Below are 16,095 nucleotides of genomic sequence, written 5' to 3'. Positions count from 1 at the left end.
ATATGGAACTTCTTCAACTAAAATACTTTCAGACAGTCGCACGATTAGAGCATATGACAAAGGCCGCTGAAGAATTGCATATCGCACAACCTTCGCTCAGCAAAACAATTGCTAGATTAGAAAAGGACTTAGGCGTCCCTTTATTTGATCGCCAAGGTCGACAGATTACATTAAACTCTTTTGGAAAAGTATTTTTAAAACGAGTAGAGCGCATTTTTCATGAATTAAGTGAAGGCGAACGAGAAATTCAAGATTTAGCTGAATTACAACAAAGCTCTATTACACTGGCAGTTTCTATCCCGAGAATATTACCAGAACTACTCGGCTCTTTTTTACTAGAACATCCTAACGTTCGATTCCAGCAATTTCTCGCATCTACTCCTTCTATGAAGCGACAACTAGATAATATAGAAATTGACTTTTGCATTTCTTCTGTGCCAATTGAAGGCGAGGAAATTATGTGGGAACCACTTATTACAGAAGAAATTTTCTTAGTCGTCCCTTCAGGTCATCGTTTATCAGGACGCGAAAGTATCCATCTGCATGAAGTAAAAGACGAACCATTTATTAGTATGAACACTGGTTACGGATTTCGGCACTTAACAGATGAATTTTGTAAAGAAGCTGGCTTCACTCCACATATCGCTTTTGAAGTAGATGAACCAACCGTGATTAGCGACCTTATTAAGCAAGGTCTCGGCATCGCGTTTGTCCCAAGTTTAACTTTATTAAAAAACTCTACTTTAGCATTAAATAAGTTACGTATTATTGAACCAAATTGCGAGCGAACTATCGGATTGAGTTGGTCGAAGAAACGCTACTTATCAAAAACCGCTCAGCAATTCCGTAGATTCGTAATTGACTACTTCTCCAATATTAGAACGTAAAATTATATCGACTTAGTAAAAAATAAAAGGTGCCACCTCCAGAGGATAGCACCTTCTATTTCTTACTCTTCTCCAATTCCATTTCCGCTAAAAGCGGCAATACGTTATCGAAAATGTGCGTATTATTATTTTCGCCTGTTACGTATCCACCGTAATATCTACTAAATATATTGTCATTTCGGAATGTGGCCATATGATCATATAATTCCTTTGCAAACTTTGTATCACCTGTTTGTAGTACGTACAAGATCGTTAGTCCGTATGCAGCTGGCGATTCATAATTCACAGTTTGTTTTCTCGTTTCTAAATTGTAACGACCGTATAGCTTTCCATCCTCCTGGAATTTTTTCTTTATAAATTCCATGTAAGCATCTGATGAAAGACCACCTAAACTACGATGATATGCAACGTATGATTGGTCAATAAGATTCACTTCTTTATCGTACGTAAAAGTACCATCTTCTTTATACTCTTTCGGGAATGCCCAGCCATGCCTTGGGTAATCCGCTAAAAATTGAACCACGTCCTGATATTGCTGATCAGAAACTTTCCCATACTTTTTCATATACGAGAATGCGTGCGGATTTAAGTATGATGTTGTTGCAAAATTATTTTGTTTCCCTGCATCTGCATCATAATAATCAACGTAATAATTATCTTTCTTATTATAACGAATTACAGCGTCACTCAATTGATCTGCCAAGTTTTTATAACGCTCTTCCTTGTACATTTCATAAGCGCGATATAATTGTTCTATAATACGAAGATCATCTATAAGTGCATTTGTAGCTGACTGCATTTCTCCCTTTTCAGAGATTTTCCATAAAACAATTTGGTCCTTATGTACAAAGTTATTTTGAATAACCTTAACTTGTTCATCGAATAACGCTTGATCGTCTTTATCCAATGTATATTGTAGCCACAGTCCTGCCGATTCTGATAAAGCTTCACGGCCCTTCGCTTCACCCGTACCTGCCTTTGTATCCCCTAAAGGATATGTAGCAAGCGTCCCATTTTCATTTACCATATGTCTTAAAATAAAATGTTCCGTACGGTTTCCTTGCAAAGCTGACCAAAATACAATGCCACCTAAAGCGATTAAGAGAATAACTCCAATCCCTATATATAAACGTTTCCGCAATCTTTTCACCTCCCTAATAAGGCTAACCTTAATTTTACCAGAACATACGTAAAATTAAAAAAGACAATCTATTAGATTGTCTCCCTTGCCTCTATCCCTCACAAGCCTCTTTAGAAGGTCTATATAGCGATGCCACAAGTCGATCATATTCACGACGCGTAATCTCTTTATTATACAGCTTCAATAATAAATCTCTATGCTCTTTTGAAAATGCCATCTTTTTAATGACTTCAGGATACATAAAACATCCTCTCCATTTCACATAAACTTCTTCACCTCGAAAAACAGAACTTATGTTCGCATAAAAGATTATAAAATATTCCTTACTAAAAAACAAACAAAATATTATTAAAAATTAACTTCTTTCTATTTAGAATATTCAAACATTATATTACCATATCCACTTTTTAAATACATATATATTTTTGGTAGTTTTTCTGAATAAATCTTCCAATTCAATCAGAAAATAATGGCAAAAAGAAGAGGAGTTTACATATGGATACGGTAACATTAGCAAGAGCATTTTTTGGTTCTTCATTAGCATTTCACATTATCTTTGCAACACTTGGTGTCGGACTTTCATTAATGATTTTTATAAGTGAAATACTCTATCACTGGAAGAAAGATTCCGATTACGCCATTATGGCGAAAAGATGGACGAAGGCTTTTGCCATCCTTCTCGGTGTAGCAATTCCAACTGGAACAATTGTTGGTGTGCAAATCTCACTTCTTTGGCCTGGTTTTGCCAAAATTGTTGGGCAGGTTATTTCTGTTCCCTTTCAAATTGAGATTTTCGCCTTCTTTTTAGAGGCGTTGTTCATGTCTATTTATGTATATGCAGCTGACAAACTACCTCCATTCATGAGATTAATCTCGCTATTCTTCGTCATGATTGGTGCCACGGCATCTGCCGTGCTTATTACATCAGCAAATACATGGATGAATACACCCGCAGGCTTTTCAATGGGGCCAGATGGATCAGTTTTTAACGTTGATCCATGGAAAGCTTTCTTTAATCCGAGTTTTGGTACAAGCGCATTCCACGTTGTGATTACAGCCTATGCAACTGGAGCTGCCGTCATTGCCTCTATCGCTGGATTTAAATTATTAAAGAAGAACTTAAGTAAACGTGAAATTGCTTATCATAAAAAGGGACTACTGTTAGGACTCGTCGTGACATTTATTACAGGTGCTACGATGTGGCTTTCGGGACACGAATCGGCAATTGCCTTACATAAGCATTCCCCTGAAAAACTGGCATCTGCTGAAGCTTTATTTGAAACGACATCACATGCACCGTTATCCATTGGCGGAGTTGTAGACCCTAACACACTTGAACTAAACTATGCACTAGAAATTCCGAACATGCTTAGCCTACTAGTGGGACTCGACCCTAGCACCGTCGTAAAAGGACTAAAGGAATTCCCACAAGAAACATGGCCACCATTTTACACACATACACTATTCAACTTAATGGTCGGCACCGCTGCCTTTACTTTTGCAGTTGCAGCAATCGCCCTCTTATATTGGTACTTTGTTTACCGAAAAAAAGGTGCAGAATTACCGAAGTGGCTTCTTTGGGGAGCTGCAGCATGTGGACCAATTATGATGCTCGGTATTGAATTCGGGTGGATTTTCAGCTGTAGTGGTCGTCAACCGTGGACCATTTATGGTATGCAACGGACAGTCGACGCTTCTACACGCGCTGATTTTGTCGGTCCTTTATTTATTCTATTCATCATTTTATATATTGGACTCGGCATTTTAACAGTTTTTGTACTACGGACATTCTTTAAGAAACATCCGCTTACAAATGATTTACATCACGAAGGAGGCGATTCTCGTGCATGAGGAAAGTATTGCAATCATCATCTTATGGGCTCTTATTTTCGTATACAGTATATTAGGGTCCATCGATTTTGGAGCAGGTTTTTGGGGCATGGTATACGCAAAACATCCAACGCTCGCTGCCAAACTTGCCAATCGATACTTATCACCAACTTGGGAAGTAACAAATACATTTCTCGTTTTTGTCGTTGTCGCTTTTCTCGGTTTCTTTCCGAAAGCTGCTTTCACCCTTGCGACAGTGATGTTCGTGCCAGTTATGTTAATTTTAATACTCATTGCAATTCGCAGTACATTCATGGTATTTGCTTACTCTCTGCCAAAGTATCAATTCCTCCTTCGGGTGATTTCAGGTATTACTGGGCTCTTAATTCCAGCCTTATTAATTACCGTTTTACCCGTTACAGAGGGGGCTTATATTACAATCTCTGAAGGAAAAGAAGTACTCCTGTATGGAAAACTTCTTTCTAGCCCCGTTATCTACTGCTATATGCTCTTTGGGCTAACTTCGGAACTATTTCTCTCCTCTCTCTTTCTTGCTGATTTTGCGAGAGAGCAAGGTTCAGAAGATTCGTATAGAATTTATAGAAGAAACGCCATCATCCTCGGTCCTGCAACACTCGTTACGGCGATTATCGCCCTTGTTGTAATGGATCCGGAAACACACTGGCTTATGCAAGGACTAATAAAGCAATTCCCATGGTTTACAGTTTCTATCGTTTTATTCGTTATCGGATACTCTTCTCTTTGGTGGACAAACAAGAAGTATGGCACACTAGGATACCCTCGCATTGCCGTTTTAGCAGTCATCGCTCAATATGCATTTGCAAGTTACGCTTACGGTGTCGCGCATTTACCTTATATTATTTATCCTGATGTAACTGTATTTACAAGTTTTACAACGACAGAAACATTCTATGCATTGCTTATCCTATACGCAATTGGAATCGCAATTTTACTACCAGGATTTATTTTCTTCTGGAATTTATTCTTGAAGGATCGAACTTTTTTGAAGGAAAAATAATATATTCGGGGGAGTCTGTTCCAAAAGGCATTTTGGAACAGACTCCTTTTGTCATGTTTTGTCGATAAGTCGATATATTTTAAAAATCGCTAATATATTTTGAGTTGCGCTGATATATTTCCATAATGGCTGATATATTTTAAGTTGCACCAATATATCTCCATAATCGCCCATATAAATTTCATTTACTATCTTACTGCCACTCTAATTTATAGACTCCTCTCATAATAGTTATTTCACTATTCGTGACACTTGTCCTTTCGCTTGAAAAACACATATTCACTTCATTCCATTATATGCCTAGTTCTTCTTATTTTTTGCTGAATATACTACCAATACAGACCTTGAGACAAGCTACATTGGTTTAAGGAAAAGTAGAAAGGTAGGTAAAATATGAGCATTGAAATATGGATTACTATTATTGTATTCTTCTTAACGATGATCGTTATCTTTTGGCGACCCCGTGGCTTAAATGAGGCTTGGCCGGCAGCAATTGGCGCTGGCATTATCCTGATTACTGGACTTGTATCAAGACCAGACGTCATAGATATTATTAGTAAAATTGGCGGTGCCTCTATAACAATATTAGCGACCATCGTTATGGCGGTTATATTAGAAAGCTTCGGCTTCTTCCACTGGTCCGCAGCGAAACTTGCAAATTTAGCAAAAGGCTCTGGTCGCCGTCTATACTGGTATATTCAATTATTATGTTTTCTTATGACTCTTTTATTTAATAACGACGGTAGTATTTTAATTACAACTCCAATTTTAATTCTACTTCTAAAAAACCTTCAATTAAAACCACATCAACAAATTCCTTATTTATTAAGTGGTGCTTTAATCGCTACTGCATCTAGTGCACCAATTGGTGTAAGTAATATCGTAAACTTAATCGCATTAAATATCGTGAATATGACTCTTTACATGCATACTGCTATGATGTTTGTACCTGCAACACTAGGTTTATTATTTATGTCATGGCTCATGTATACAGTGTTAAAGAAAAAGCTTCCGAAAAAATTACCTGTTTCTTCTTATGACATTGAAGAGATTTTCTTCACAAAAAACTTCCATCCACTTAAAGGAACAAATTCTGTTAATACGAAACAAAAACGTACAAAATTCATGTTAAAAGTATTAGGTTTCGTCTTTCTTATGCGCTGTCTTCTATTCGTTGCATCCTTCTTATCGATTCCAATCGAAATTGTTGCTGTACTCGGTTCACTCGTTCTTCTCATCTGGAGATGGTACTACTTACGAACAAATCCTGTCGACATTTTGAGAAAGACACCGTGGCACATTTTAATTTTCGCATTCTCTATGTATGTCATTATTTACGGTCTTCACAATGCAGGGTTAACAGCGGCGCTTGTAAGTTGGCTCGAACCAGTTGTAAGTCAGCATCTACTCTATGCTAGCTTTGCAATGGGCGGACTTGTATCTATCCTCTCTAACGTCTTTAATAATCACCCTGCACTTATGATTGGTACCATTACGTTAACAGAAATGGGCCTAGATCCAGTCACATTAAAAACTATCTATCTCGCAAATATCATTGGTAGTGACATCGGTTCACTATTATTACCAATCGGTACGCTAGCTTCCCTCATTTGGATGTATATCCTAAGACAAAACAAAATTAAAGTGAAATGGAAAGATTATTTAAGCGTATCTCTCATCGTAATCCCACTCACAACAGCCGTCACATTATTCCTCTTATACTACTGGGTACAATTATTCTTCGCCTTATAGAAAATAGAAGCCCCCTTTGCTACCGTCTTAGCAAAGGGGGCTTCTTCTATATTTAAGTTAGGTACTACAGTGTGATCAATCAAGTAAAGAGGTGTAACGTGTTATTGGTATAAATGACTACCGGTGTCTTTAAATTCTTTCGCTTTCTCTTTCATCCCTTTTTCAATTGCTTCTGTCGTTTCTAAATCGTTGTCTTTCGCATATTCACGAATATCATGTGAAATTCTCATACTACAAAACTTCGGTCCACACATTGAACAGAAATGAGCCGTTTTCGCACCTTCTGCTGGCAATGTTTCATCGTGATATTCCATCGCACGTTCAGGGTCTAAAGATAAATTAAATTGATCGCGCCAACGGAATTCAAAGCGAGCTTTTGAAAGTGCATCATCACGCTGATGAGCCGTTTTGTGCCCTTTCGCAAGATCAGCTGCATGTGCAGCAATTTTGTACGTAATAACCCCCGTGCGAACATCATCTTTATTCGGTAAACCTAAATGTTCTTTCGGCGTTACATAACAAAGCATCGCCGTTCCAAACCAGCCAATCATCGCCGCTCCAATTGCCGATGTAATATGGTCATAACCTGGTGCAATATCTGTTGTTAACGGCCCCAGTGTATAGAACGGCGCGCCCTGACAAATATCAAGCTCTTTCTCCATATTCTCTTTAATTAAATGCATCGGTACATGCCCAGGTCCTTCAATCATCACTTGCACATCATGTTTCCAAGCAATCTTCGTTAATTCACCAAGTGTTTCAAGCTCAGAAAACTGTGCTTCGTCATTTGCATCTGCAATCGAACCTGGACGTAATCCATCTCCAAGAGAGAACGAAACATCATACTGCTTCATAATTTCACATATCTCTTCAAAATGAGTGTATAAGAAGTTTTCTTTATGATGGAATAAACACCACTGTGCCATAATTGAACCACCACGCGAAACGATACCTGTCGTACGCTTTGCAGTAATCGGAATGTAACGAAGTAATACGCCCGCGTGAATCGTAAAGTAATCCACACCTTGCTCCGCCTGCTCAATTAACGTATCACGATACACTTCCCACGTTAAATCTTCTGCAATTCCGTTTACTTTTTCCAGCGCTTGATAGATCGGTACAGTTCCAACTGGTACAGGCGCGTTACGAATAATCCACTCACGCGTCGTATGAATATTTTTACCTGTAGATAAATCCATAATCGTATCCGCACCCCAACGCGTTGCCCACGTCATCTTCTCTACTTCTTCTGCAATAGAAGAAGATACAGCAGAGTTTCCGATATTTGCATTGACCTTCACGTGAAAGTTACGGCCGATAATCATCGGTTCTGCTTCCGGATGGTTAATATTCGCTGGTAAAATGGCACGACCTTCCGCGATTTCCTTACGAACAAACTCAGGCTCTACTCCTTCACGAATCGCAACATATTCCATCTCAAACGTAATGATGCCATTACGCGCATAATGCATTTGCGTAACGTTTGCCCCTTGCTTTGCTCTAAGCGGCTGACGATCCATTTGCGGGAAAACAGGCGTATGTTTCAAAGCCACTTTCACACCGTCATCCTCTGGTTTTACTTCGCGCCCTTCGTATGCTTCTACATCTCCGCGCTCCAGGATCCAAGAGTGGCGCGGCGCCTGCAATCCCTTTTCCAGTTCCACTTTATACGCAGGATCTGTATAAGGACCGCTCGTATCATATACACGAATTGGCGGATTCGGAATACCGTTCGTTTCGCTTTGTTCAATCTCACGCATCGGCACTTTCATACCAGCGCGTGGTCCATCCACATACACTTTCTTACTTCCTGGTAAACTCGATTTCAATTCAATTTGCTCAGCTGAAACAGACTGTTTCATAACCTTTGTTGCCCCCCTGTACGTGACAAGGACAAGATATGGCCAGCGTATGCCAAAATAAAAAGAGCCAGGTCCATAAAAAAATAAGGACCTGGCTCATAAAGACATCATTATGTAAAGCCGTTAACTTCCCTACGCTGGTACGAGCCAGATCAGGTCCAAAGGGTTAAGAAGTTCACACGCTTCTCTCTCAGCCTACGCATACGTTAGGCACCCCTAGTTTATCACTGATTTAATTTTCAATACTTTCCCATCATACACGATAATCTGAAAAATGCAAAGTTTATTTCTTTTGTTGTTTATGGAATCATCCACGTTAAATAATATGCCTGTACATACGTCATAATACCAACAATAATTACGAAGAATAAACTATGCTTCACTGTAAAGCGGAATAAATCTGATTCTTTTCCAGCAAGTCCAACTGCTGCACAAGCAATTGCAATCGATTGCGGTGAAATCATTTTTCCTGTTACACCGCCCGTTGTATTTGCTGCAACGAGAAGTACTTCAGATACACCGACTTGCTGCGCTGTAATCGCTTGTAAATTCGAGAACAGTGCATTCGCTGACGTATCGGATCCTGTTAAAAATACACCGATCCAGCCTAGGAATGGTGAGAAGAACGGGAATAGTCCGCCAGTTCCTGCAAGTGCTAATGCTAATGTAGAAGATAGACCAGAATAGTTTGCGATAAACGCGAATCCTAATACGAATCCGATAGATAGAATTGGCATCTTAAGCTCATTTAACGTTTCTTTAAATGTTACTACTGCATCTTTTGCACTCATTTTCAAAATAAAGATAGAAATGATACAAGCAATTAAAATTGCTGTTCCCGTCGCTGATAAAATATCTAATTTCAAGATTGCTTCATAAGGCGTCGGTTTATTTACAATTGGCTCTGCTTTCATTACTAAATTGTGTAAGCCTGGAACTTCAAACTTAAACACAAGGCTTTCCAAAGCACCGCCTGGAGCAAATAATGCTTTAAAGAAACTTTGGCTCCAAATGACTACCATCACAGTTAAAATAATGAATGGAGACCATGCTTTTACTACTTTTCCTACCGTTAGTTTCGGCATAGATATCGCCGTTGCTGCTACTTCACTATTTGCTTCTTTAGACTGATAGATTTCTTTCGGCTGCCAAACTTTTAAGAATAGCGATAAACTCACTAAACTTACAAGTGCCGACGTAATATCCGGAAGTTCTGGTCCTAAGAACGTCGCTGTAATGAACTGCGTAATTGCAAATGAACTACCTGCTACAAATAGAGCCGGCCATGTTTGTCTTACTCCTTTAAATCCATCCATTAAAAATACGATAAAGAACGGAACAAATAATGATAAGAACGGTAATTGATGCCCAGCCATTTGTCCAATTTTATGCGGATCAATACCTGTTACTTGTCCAGCAACTGTAATCGGAATTCCCATCGCTCCGAACGCTACCGGTGCCGTATTTGCGATTAAACAAAGACCCGCTGCATATAAAGGATTTAACCCAAGACCTGCAAGAAGCGCTGCGGTAATCGCTACTGGTGCACCAAATCCTGCTGCCCCTTCCAAAAATGCTCCAAATGAAAAACCGATTAAAATAACGAGTAAACGATGGTCATTCGTAATGGATAATACAGATGCACGAATCACATCGAATTGACCTGTTTTCACAGATATTTTATATAAAAATACCGACATAATGATAATCCAAGCAATTGGCCATAGTCCGTATAAGAAACCATATCCCGTCGCTGCCATCGCCATCGTGAACGGCATCTTATAAGCGAATAACGCAACTAAAATTGTAAGTACAACTGTAATTAATCCTGCCACATACCCCTTCATGCGGAAAACTGCTAAAGCTAAGAAAAAAAAGATAATCGGAATAAGTGCGACCGCTGCCGAAATCCAAATGTTTCCGAACGGATCATAAACTTGTGTCCATGTGTTCATTGTTCTCTCCCCCTAAAGAATCCCCTTTTAAATAGAATAACCTTATCAATAGACTATCAGGTCATCATACCTTTAAGCCTAAAAATAAAAAAACGTTTAAGAAAACGTTTTCAATAACTTTCATTTATACTGTACCATAACAATTTCTATTTAAAAAGATTTTTTTGAAAATTTTATTATTTAACGAAAAAATCTTACAAAATCGTCATGTTCTTGTAATGTTCATCGATAGAAAGCTTGCCAAAACTATTGCATAATAATAGTATAACAACGGACATTATTTATGAGGTGATATATATGAACGGAAACAAAATATTAGCAGCTTTATCATACTTTAGTGTATTATTTGCCCCTATCTTATTCCCTATTATTGTGTGGATTGTGGGCGATGCGGAAACGAAACCACATGCAAAACGTGCTCTATGGACACACATTATCCCAAGTATCGCTACATTCATTGGCGTAACTATTTTAGGAATTATGGGTCTTGGATCTGATCAACCGGATGTAACACTGGGCATCGGTACAATGATTGTCTTATGTATTTGCGGAATCATTAGCTTATACTACTTTATTTGGAACATCGTAAAAGGTATTAAAGTACTGAAAGCTTAAGTTTAAACAAACGTTTGATTAAAACAGTATGCATCATAATAAATGAAGTTTTATCGGCGATACGACAATCTTTTAATAAGAAAAAAAACGTCCCAAAATACCTTTTGGGACGTTTTTTTTATCTTCTGCGTTTCTTCTTTTTTCTCATCATTTTTTTGCGGCGCGTATTCACTTTATCCGCTATAATGTGAAGGGTACTTGCTACAATAATTCCCATTATGAACGTTACAATTTCAACTTCATGTTCCTTCGCAATTTCTATTAAATTCCCATCAAGCGCGATTACATTTAATAGGAATAAAAACGGAGAAAACACAATTAACATGTATGCAATACGAATCACATCACCAAGTATAATTGTATGTGTAAAGAAGGATCGATGCGGCATGACCTTCTTATACGGATACCAAAATATACGTAGGAACCCCCATTTATTATACGCATTACTATATGTATCTAAATCCGGCGTTAAAAATGAAGTACCTACTAAAAAGCCAATTGCAAAAGTTAATAAAAAATCCAAGTTTGTTAATCCATACGAAAAGAGCATAAACAAAACAACCGGAAGGGATATTAAGTTTATTTTCGTATGCGTTTTTCCTGATGGCATAATGCACTTCCTCGCTTACGTTCGCCCTGTCACCATATGACAGTTCTCACCTATTGATCTAATTTCTGATCGATAAAGGATGTGTCTATATCCGAACCAAACCATTCTGCCAACTTCACTCGTGCCTTATCTTTCACCTCTTCATTGACGTATAACGACGCTTGTAATAGAGCAGCCATTAACGCCCCTAAATCATCTGTATAACCAACTCCAGCAATGAAATCTGGGATGGCATCAATTGGTGCAATAAAATAAGCAAGTGCTCCAATCACAATAATTTTCACTCGCTTTGGAACATCAGGTCTTTGCAAAACATAAAACAATAATAAACTTGCATAAATGACCGACTGTCCCGCTTGCTTTGCAACATGTTTTGCTTTCTTCCAAAACGCTTCAACTGAAAATTTTTGTTCCATGTAAAAGCCTCCCTATTTTTTTAAAGAAATAAGCTACAATATGTTATCAGTAAAAGTTCATCAAAATTACACATAATCTATCAATGAACTTTCATTGTAACAAACAAACGAAAAAAGAACAAGTGTTCGTTAATTTTTACATACTTTCCTTCATATAATAGGTTTCTAGATAACCACTCACCCATTGTCATTTCTTATTTCTCAACAAGAAAATTTTCACTTTCACTTAACATTCTGCTCTACCTTTGTTATATTTTCTAGTTGACGGACATATAAACGAATGTTAAAGTTTTCTCTGGTAGTGACAAATCTTATACAAAAAATGTAAAATGTTATAGTGTTTCTCAGAAATGAATTTTGTTGTATAATACAGAAATGACGTTATGCTTATGAGCAGCACAAGAAACCAAAAGGGTATGCATAGTTATAGTCGTATATGGGTGAATATAGAACCTCTAATTATGGCCAAGAAAACTATGTATTTTTTATTTTAGCATTTTTCGCTCCAAAATCGACCAAGCCTGATAGAGAAAGGGTGGAAATGAATGAAAGAAACCTTGAAATCACAATTTCAAAATGTGCGTTTCACTGTATTCGTAGCTTTAGCTTTATGGCTGAAGACTTATCTTATTACACGCACAAGCTTTGATTTAAAACTTGAATCTTTCATGCAAGAATTCATTTTATTCCTTAGCCCATTAGCAGCATCATTACTGCTTGTTGGTCTTGCATTATTTGCAAAAGGGAAAAAACGTAACTATATAGCACTTGGAATTAATTTTGTTTTAACAATCGTTCTTGTTGGTAACGTAATGTTCTACGGATTCTACAATGACTTCGTTACTTTACCAGTACTAGGACAAACATCTAACTTTGGAAGTTTAGGTTCTAGTGTGAAAGAATTGTTTAACTACAAAATTATCCTTGCATTTGCTGATATTATTGTATTCTTCATTTTATTGAAGAAGATGAAGAATTTTGCACCGACAGAACGTGTAGCACGCCCAATGCGTTCCCTATACTTCGTGTCAACAGTTGCTATTTTCTTCGCAAACTTAGGACTTGCAGAAGCTGAGCGTCCTGAACTATTAACACGTTCATTCGACCGCGTTATGCTTGTTAAAAACTTAGGTTTATATGTACACCAAGTGTATGATCTTGGCTTACAAGCAAAATCAAGTTCACAAAAAGCTTTTGCTGACGGTAGTAAATTACAGGAAACAGAGAACTACGTAAAAACAACGCAAAGCAAACCAGATCCAAATATGTTTGGTACGGCAAAAGGGAAAAACGTAATTGTTGTCTCTCTTGAGTCATTACAAACATTCTTAATTGGTGCAACAGTTAACGGACAAGAAGTTACACCATTCTTAAACCAATTTACGAAAGAAAGTTATTACTTTGATAACTTCTTCCATCAAACTGGGCAAGGAAAAACATCTGATGCTGAATTCTTAGTAGATACTTCCATGTATCCACTAGACCGTGGGGCTGTATTCTTCACACACGGTAATAACGAATATACAGCAACTCCAGAAATTTTACGTGAGCAAGGATACCATACATCAGTATTCCACGCGAACAACGCAACATTCTGGAACCGTAACATTATGTATCCGGCACTTGGTTATGATCGTTACTACAACGAGCTTGACTACAAGATTACGCCAGAAACGAAATTAAATTGGGGATTAAAAGATATCGAATACTTCGATCAATCTATCGATATGTTAAAAGAAGTGAAGCAACCGTTCTATACTCGCTTCCTTACTTTAACAAATCATTACCCATTCACTTATGATGACAGCACGAAATTAATCGATGAATACAATTCTGGTGATGGCGTATTTGACCGTTACATGGTAACTGCTCGCTATTTAGACGAAGCAATGAAACACTTTATTGAACGTCTGAAAGCAGAAGGTATTTACGACAACTCAGTTATCGTATTCTACGGTGACCACTATGGTATTTCTGAAAACCATAACCGTGCAATGGCACAGTTCTTAGGAAAAGAAGAAATCACTGCATTTGACCATATGAACTTACAAAAAACACCGATGTTTATTCACGTTCCAGGTCAAAAAGAAGGTAAAACAATTTCAAAACCAACTGGTGAAATTGACATTAAACCAACAATTCTAAACTTACTTGGTGTAGATTCTACGAATCAAGTTCAATTTGGTCATGATGTATTCTCACCTGATAATAAAGGATTCGTTGTTCTTCGTGACGGTAGCTTCATTACAGATAAGTACATGTACACGAACAGTACTTTCTACGACCGTACTACTAGCGAAGTTGTACAATTACCAAAAGAAGAATCTCAACCACTCATTGATCGTGCCCAAAATGAATTGAACATGTCTGACAAAATCATTGAAGGTGACTTACTTCGCTTCTCTGAAAGTAATAAGACCAAAACTGGTGAAGTAAAGACAGCTATTAAAGAAGAAAAGAAGAGCGCTGAGTAATCTCAGCCTCTTTTTTTTTATTTCTCCATACAATCACTTATATTCATTAACTTTAACATTACATAACCTTTACCAAATATTCACATAGAATTAATGAAACATCTCTATAATAAAATATGTAAGCAAGGTTCTATATATTTCTTATCTCTCATCTGTAATAAGATCCCTTAAAGAAATATATGAATCATTTATTTCTACTTTCTTATAATTGTCTTTCAATATGTTTTGTTTCCATACACAAAACATTCAATAAGACGATGTCCCTATGAAAGATAGCTACCCTCCTTGTGCAGCATTCCATCAGAATGTTGCTTTTTTTTATTCAAAAGCAGGATTCTTATTTCTCATTTTCGAATTTGTATATACAAAATGCTGTAAATCACTACTACTTCTCTACCATTTACAAATACATATACGTCATATGTAAAGAAGTACTCACATAAAAATTACTATAGTGATTTTTATTCCGAATGAAAGCTTCACTTTACTTATGCACTTACGAAAGGATGGGACAGAAATTGGCATACGAAAAATTTGTACTATGGAATGATGCAGTTATTGATACAACAAAACATCGCGCGTACATAGAACTTGAAGAAAGAGGCTTACAGTTTGGAGATGGTGTCTACGAAGTTATTCGCCTATATAAAGGGAACTTTCACTTATTAGATCCGCATATCACAAGATTATATCGCTCCATGGAAGAAATAGAATTATCACTCCCTTTCTCAAAAGCAGAACTTATTATCCTGCTTTACAAACTAATTGAAAATAATAATTTCTACGAAGATGGAACGATTTATTTACAAGTATCTCGTGGTGTACAAGCTCGTACCCACACATTCTCATATGACGTCCCGCCGACAATCTATGCCTATATTACGAAGAAAGAAAGACCCGCGTTATGGATTGAATATGGTGTACGTGCTATATCAGAACCAGATACCCGCTGGCTACGCTGTGATATCAAATCATTAAATTTATTACCCAATGTATTAGCCGCTACGAAAGCTGAACGTAAAGGTTGTAAAGAGGCTCTTTTCGTACGAAATGGTACTGTAACTGAGGGAAGTTGTTCTAATTTCTTTCTCATAAAAAACGGAACTCTATACACACATCCAGCCAATCACCTTATTTTAAATGGCATCATTCGTCAATATGTCCTTTCTTTAGCGAAAACCCTTCGCATTCCGGTAAAAGAAGAACTGTTTAGCATTCGCGATGTTTATCAAGCGGATGAATGTTTCTTTACAGGAACGACGATTGAAATTTTGCCGATGACTCACCTTGATGGAACTGCAATCCAAGATGGTCAAGTTGGTCCTATCACAAAAATGTTGCAAAGATCCTTTTCTCAAAGCTTGTTACAATCCAATATGTCATCTTCTTAAACACGAATAATTTCTAACCTTTCTACATTCAATATATGTATTTAAATGGAAATCAAGGTGTAATTTACGCCTTGATTTTTTCTTGTAATCTTTTTGTCATATTCAGATTCCCGCATAAGTCTT

General features: G+C 37.4%; 13 protein-coding genes and 1 riboswitch. Of the genes, 7 read left to right on the top strand and 6 right to left on the bottom strand.

The annotated features are described in order from the left end of the window. Window positions 1-2 precede the first annotated feature (2 nt). On the top strand, window positions 3-887 hold the full coding sequence (locus tag ACUN0F_RS06860) for a LysR family transcriptional regulator (RefSeq protein WP_445539294.1): 885 nt from the start codon (window positions 3-5) through the stop codon (window positions 885-887). Window positions 888-942: 55 nt separating this feature from the next. Here ACUN0F_RS06860 and ACUN0F_RS06855 read toward each other — a convergent pair whose 3' ends face one another. Both ACUN0F_RS06855 and ACUN0F_RS06850 read right to left on the bottom strand, forming a co-directional pair. Beyond that, window positions 943-2,028 (bottom strand): transcriptional regulator, encoded by a 1,086-nt coding sequence (locus tag ACUN0F_RS06855; protein ID WP_445539293.1) that lies wholly within the window; start codon window positions 2,026-2,028, stop codon window positions 943-945. Between the two features lie 91 nt (window positions 2,029-2,119). Further along, window positions 2,120-2,269 (bottom strand): hypothetical protein, encoded by a 150-nt coding sequence (locus tag ACUN0F_RS06850; RefSeq protein ID WP_000283173.1) that lies wholly within the window; start codon window positions 2,267-2,269, stop codon window positions 2,120-2,122. Between the two features lie 254 nt (window positions 2,270-2,523). Between ACUN0F_RS06850 and cydA the strand changes: the two genes are divergently transcribed. The 3 genes from cydA (at window position 2,524) to ACUN0F_RS06835 (ending at window position 6,649) form a co-directional block, all read left to right on the top strand. Next, window positions 2,524-3,879, top strand: a complete 1,356-nt coding sequence (gene cydA / locus ACUN0F_RS06845) for a cytochrome ubiquinol oxidase subunit I (protein WP_000381956.1) — start codon at window positions 2,524-2,526, stop codon at window positions 3,877-3,879. Next, window positions 3,872-4,897, top strand: a complete 1,026-nt coding sequence (locus ACUN0F_RS06840) for a cytochrome d ubiquinol oxidase subunit II (protein WP_046955553.1) — start codon at window positions 3,872-3,874, stop codon at window positions 4,895-4,897. The genes cydA and ACUN0F_RS06840 overlap by 8 nt, the downstream gene beginning before the upstream one ends. Before the next feature lie 393 nt (window positions 4,898-5,290). Continuing rightward, complete coding sequence (locus ACUN0F_RS06835) at window positions 5,291-6,649, top strand: arsenic transporter (RefSeq protein ID WP_000021140.1); 1,359 nt, start codon at window positions 5,291-5,293, stop codon at window positions 6,647-6,649. 101 nt (window positions 6,650-6,750) lie between these two features. Here ACUN0F_RS06835 and thiC read toward each other — a convergent pair whose 3' ends face one another. Next, window positions 6,751-8,511, bottom strand: a complete 1,761-nt coding sequence (thiC, locus tag ACUN0F_RS06830; protein ID WP_445539292.1) for a phosphomethylpyrimidine synthase ThiC — start codon at window positions 8,509-8,511, stop codon at window positions 6,751-6,753. Between the two features lie 112 nt (window positions 8,512-8,623). Further along, a riboswitch (TPP riboswitch) is annotated at window positions 8,624-8,739 on the bottom strand. A 71-nt stretch (window positions 8,740-8,810) separates the two neighbouring features. Then, complete coding sequence (gene lldP, locus ACUN0F_RS06825) at window positions 8,811-10,466, bottom strand: L-lactate permease (protein WP_001099351.1); 1,656 nt, start codon at window positions 10,464-10,466, stop codon at window positions 8,811-8,813. 297 nt (window positions 10,467-10,763) lie between these two features. Here lldP and ACUN0F_RS06820 point away from each other — a divergent pair, with 297 nt between their 5' ends. Continuing rightward, window positions 10,764-11,081, top strand: a complete 318-nt coding sequence (locus ACUN0F_RS06820; protein WP_001014100.1) for a DUF4870 domain-containing protein — start codon at window positions 10,764-10,766, stop codon at window positions 11,079-11,081. 118 nt (window positions 11,082-11,199) lie between these two features. On the opposite strand, the gene ACUN0F_RS06815 is transcribed toward ACUN0F_RS06820, so the two are convergent. Next, on the bottom strand, window positions 11,200-11,691 hold the full coding sequence (locus ACUN0F_RS06815) for a metal-binding protein (RefSeq protein WP_264461346.1): 492 nt from the start codon (window positions 11,689-11,691) through the stop codon (window positions 11,200-11,202). Window positions 11,692-11,741: 50 nt separating this feature from the next. Continuing rightward, on the bottom strand, window positions 11,742-12,107 hold the full coding sequence (locus tag ACUN0F_RS06810) for a YkvA family protein (protein ID WP_000435500.1): 366 nt from the start codon (window positions 12,105-12,107) through the stop codon (window positions 11,742-11,744). Window positions 12,108-12,652: 545 nt separating this feature from the next. Here ACUN0F_RS06810 and ACUN0F_RS06805 point away from each other — a divergent pair. Together ACUN0F_RS06805 and ACUN0F_RS06800 are read left to right on the top strand one after the other, a co-directional pair. Continuing rightward, window positions 12,653-14,581 (top strand): LTA synthase family protein, encoded by a 1,929-nt coding sequence (locus ACUN0F_RS06805; protein WP_000665354.1) that lies wholly within the window; start codon window positions 12,653-12,655, stop codon window positions 14,579-14,581. Between the two features lie 506 nt (window positions 14,582-15,087). Then, window positions 15,088-15,972 (top strand): D-amino-acid transaminase, encoded by an 885-nt coding sequence (locus tag ACUN0F_RS06800; protein WP_088064822.1) that lies wholly within the window; start codon window positions 15,088-15,090, stop codon window positions 15,970-15,972. Window positions 15,973-16,095 lie beyond the last annotated feature (123 nt).

Source organism: Bacillus sp. 1A (assembly GCF_052682215.1).
The sequence above is the reverse complement of the archived record's forward strand: the minus strand, read 5'-3'. Positions and strand labels throughout refer to the sequence as shown.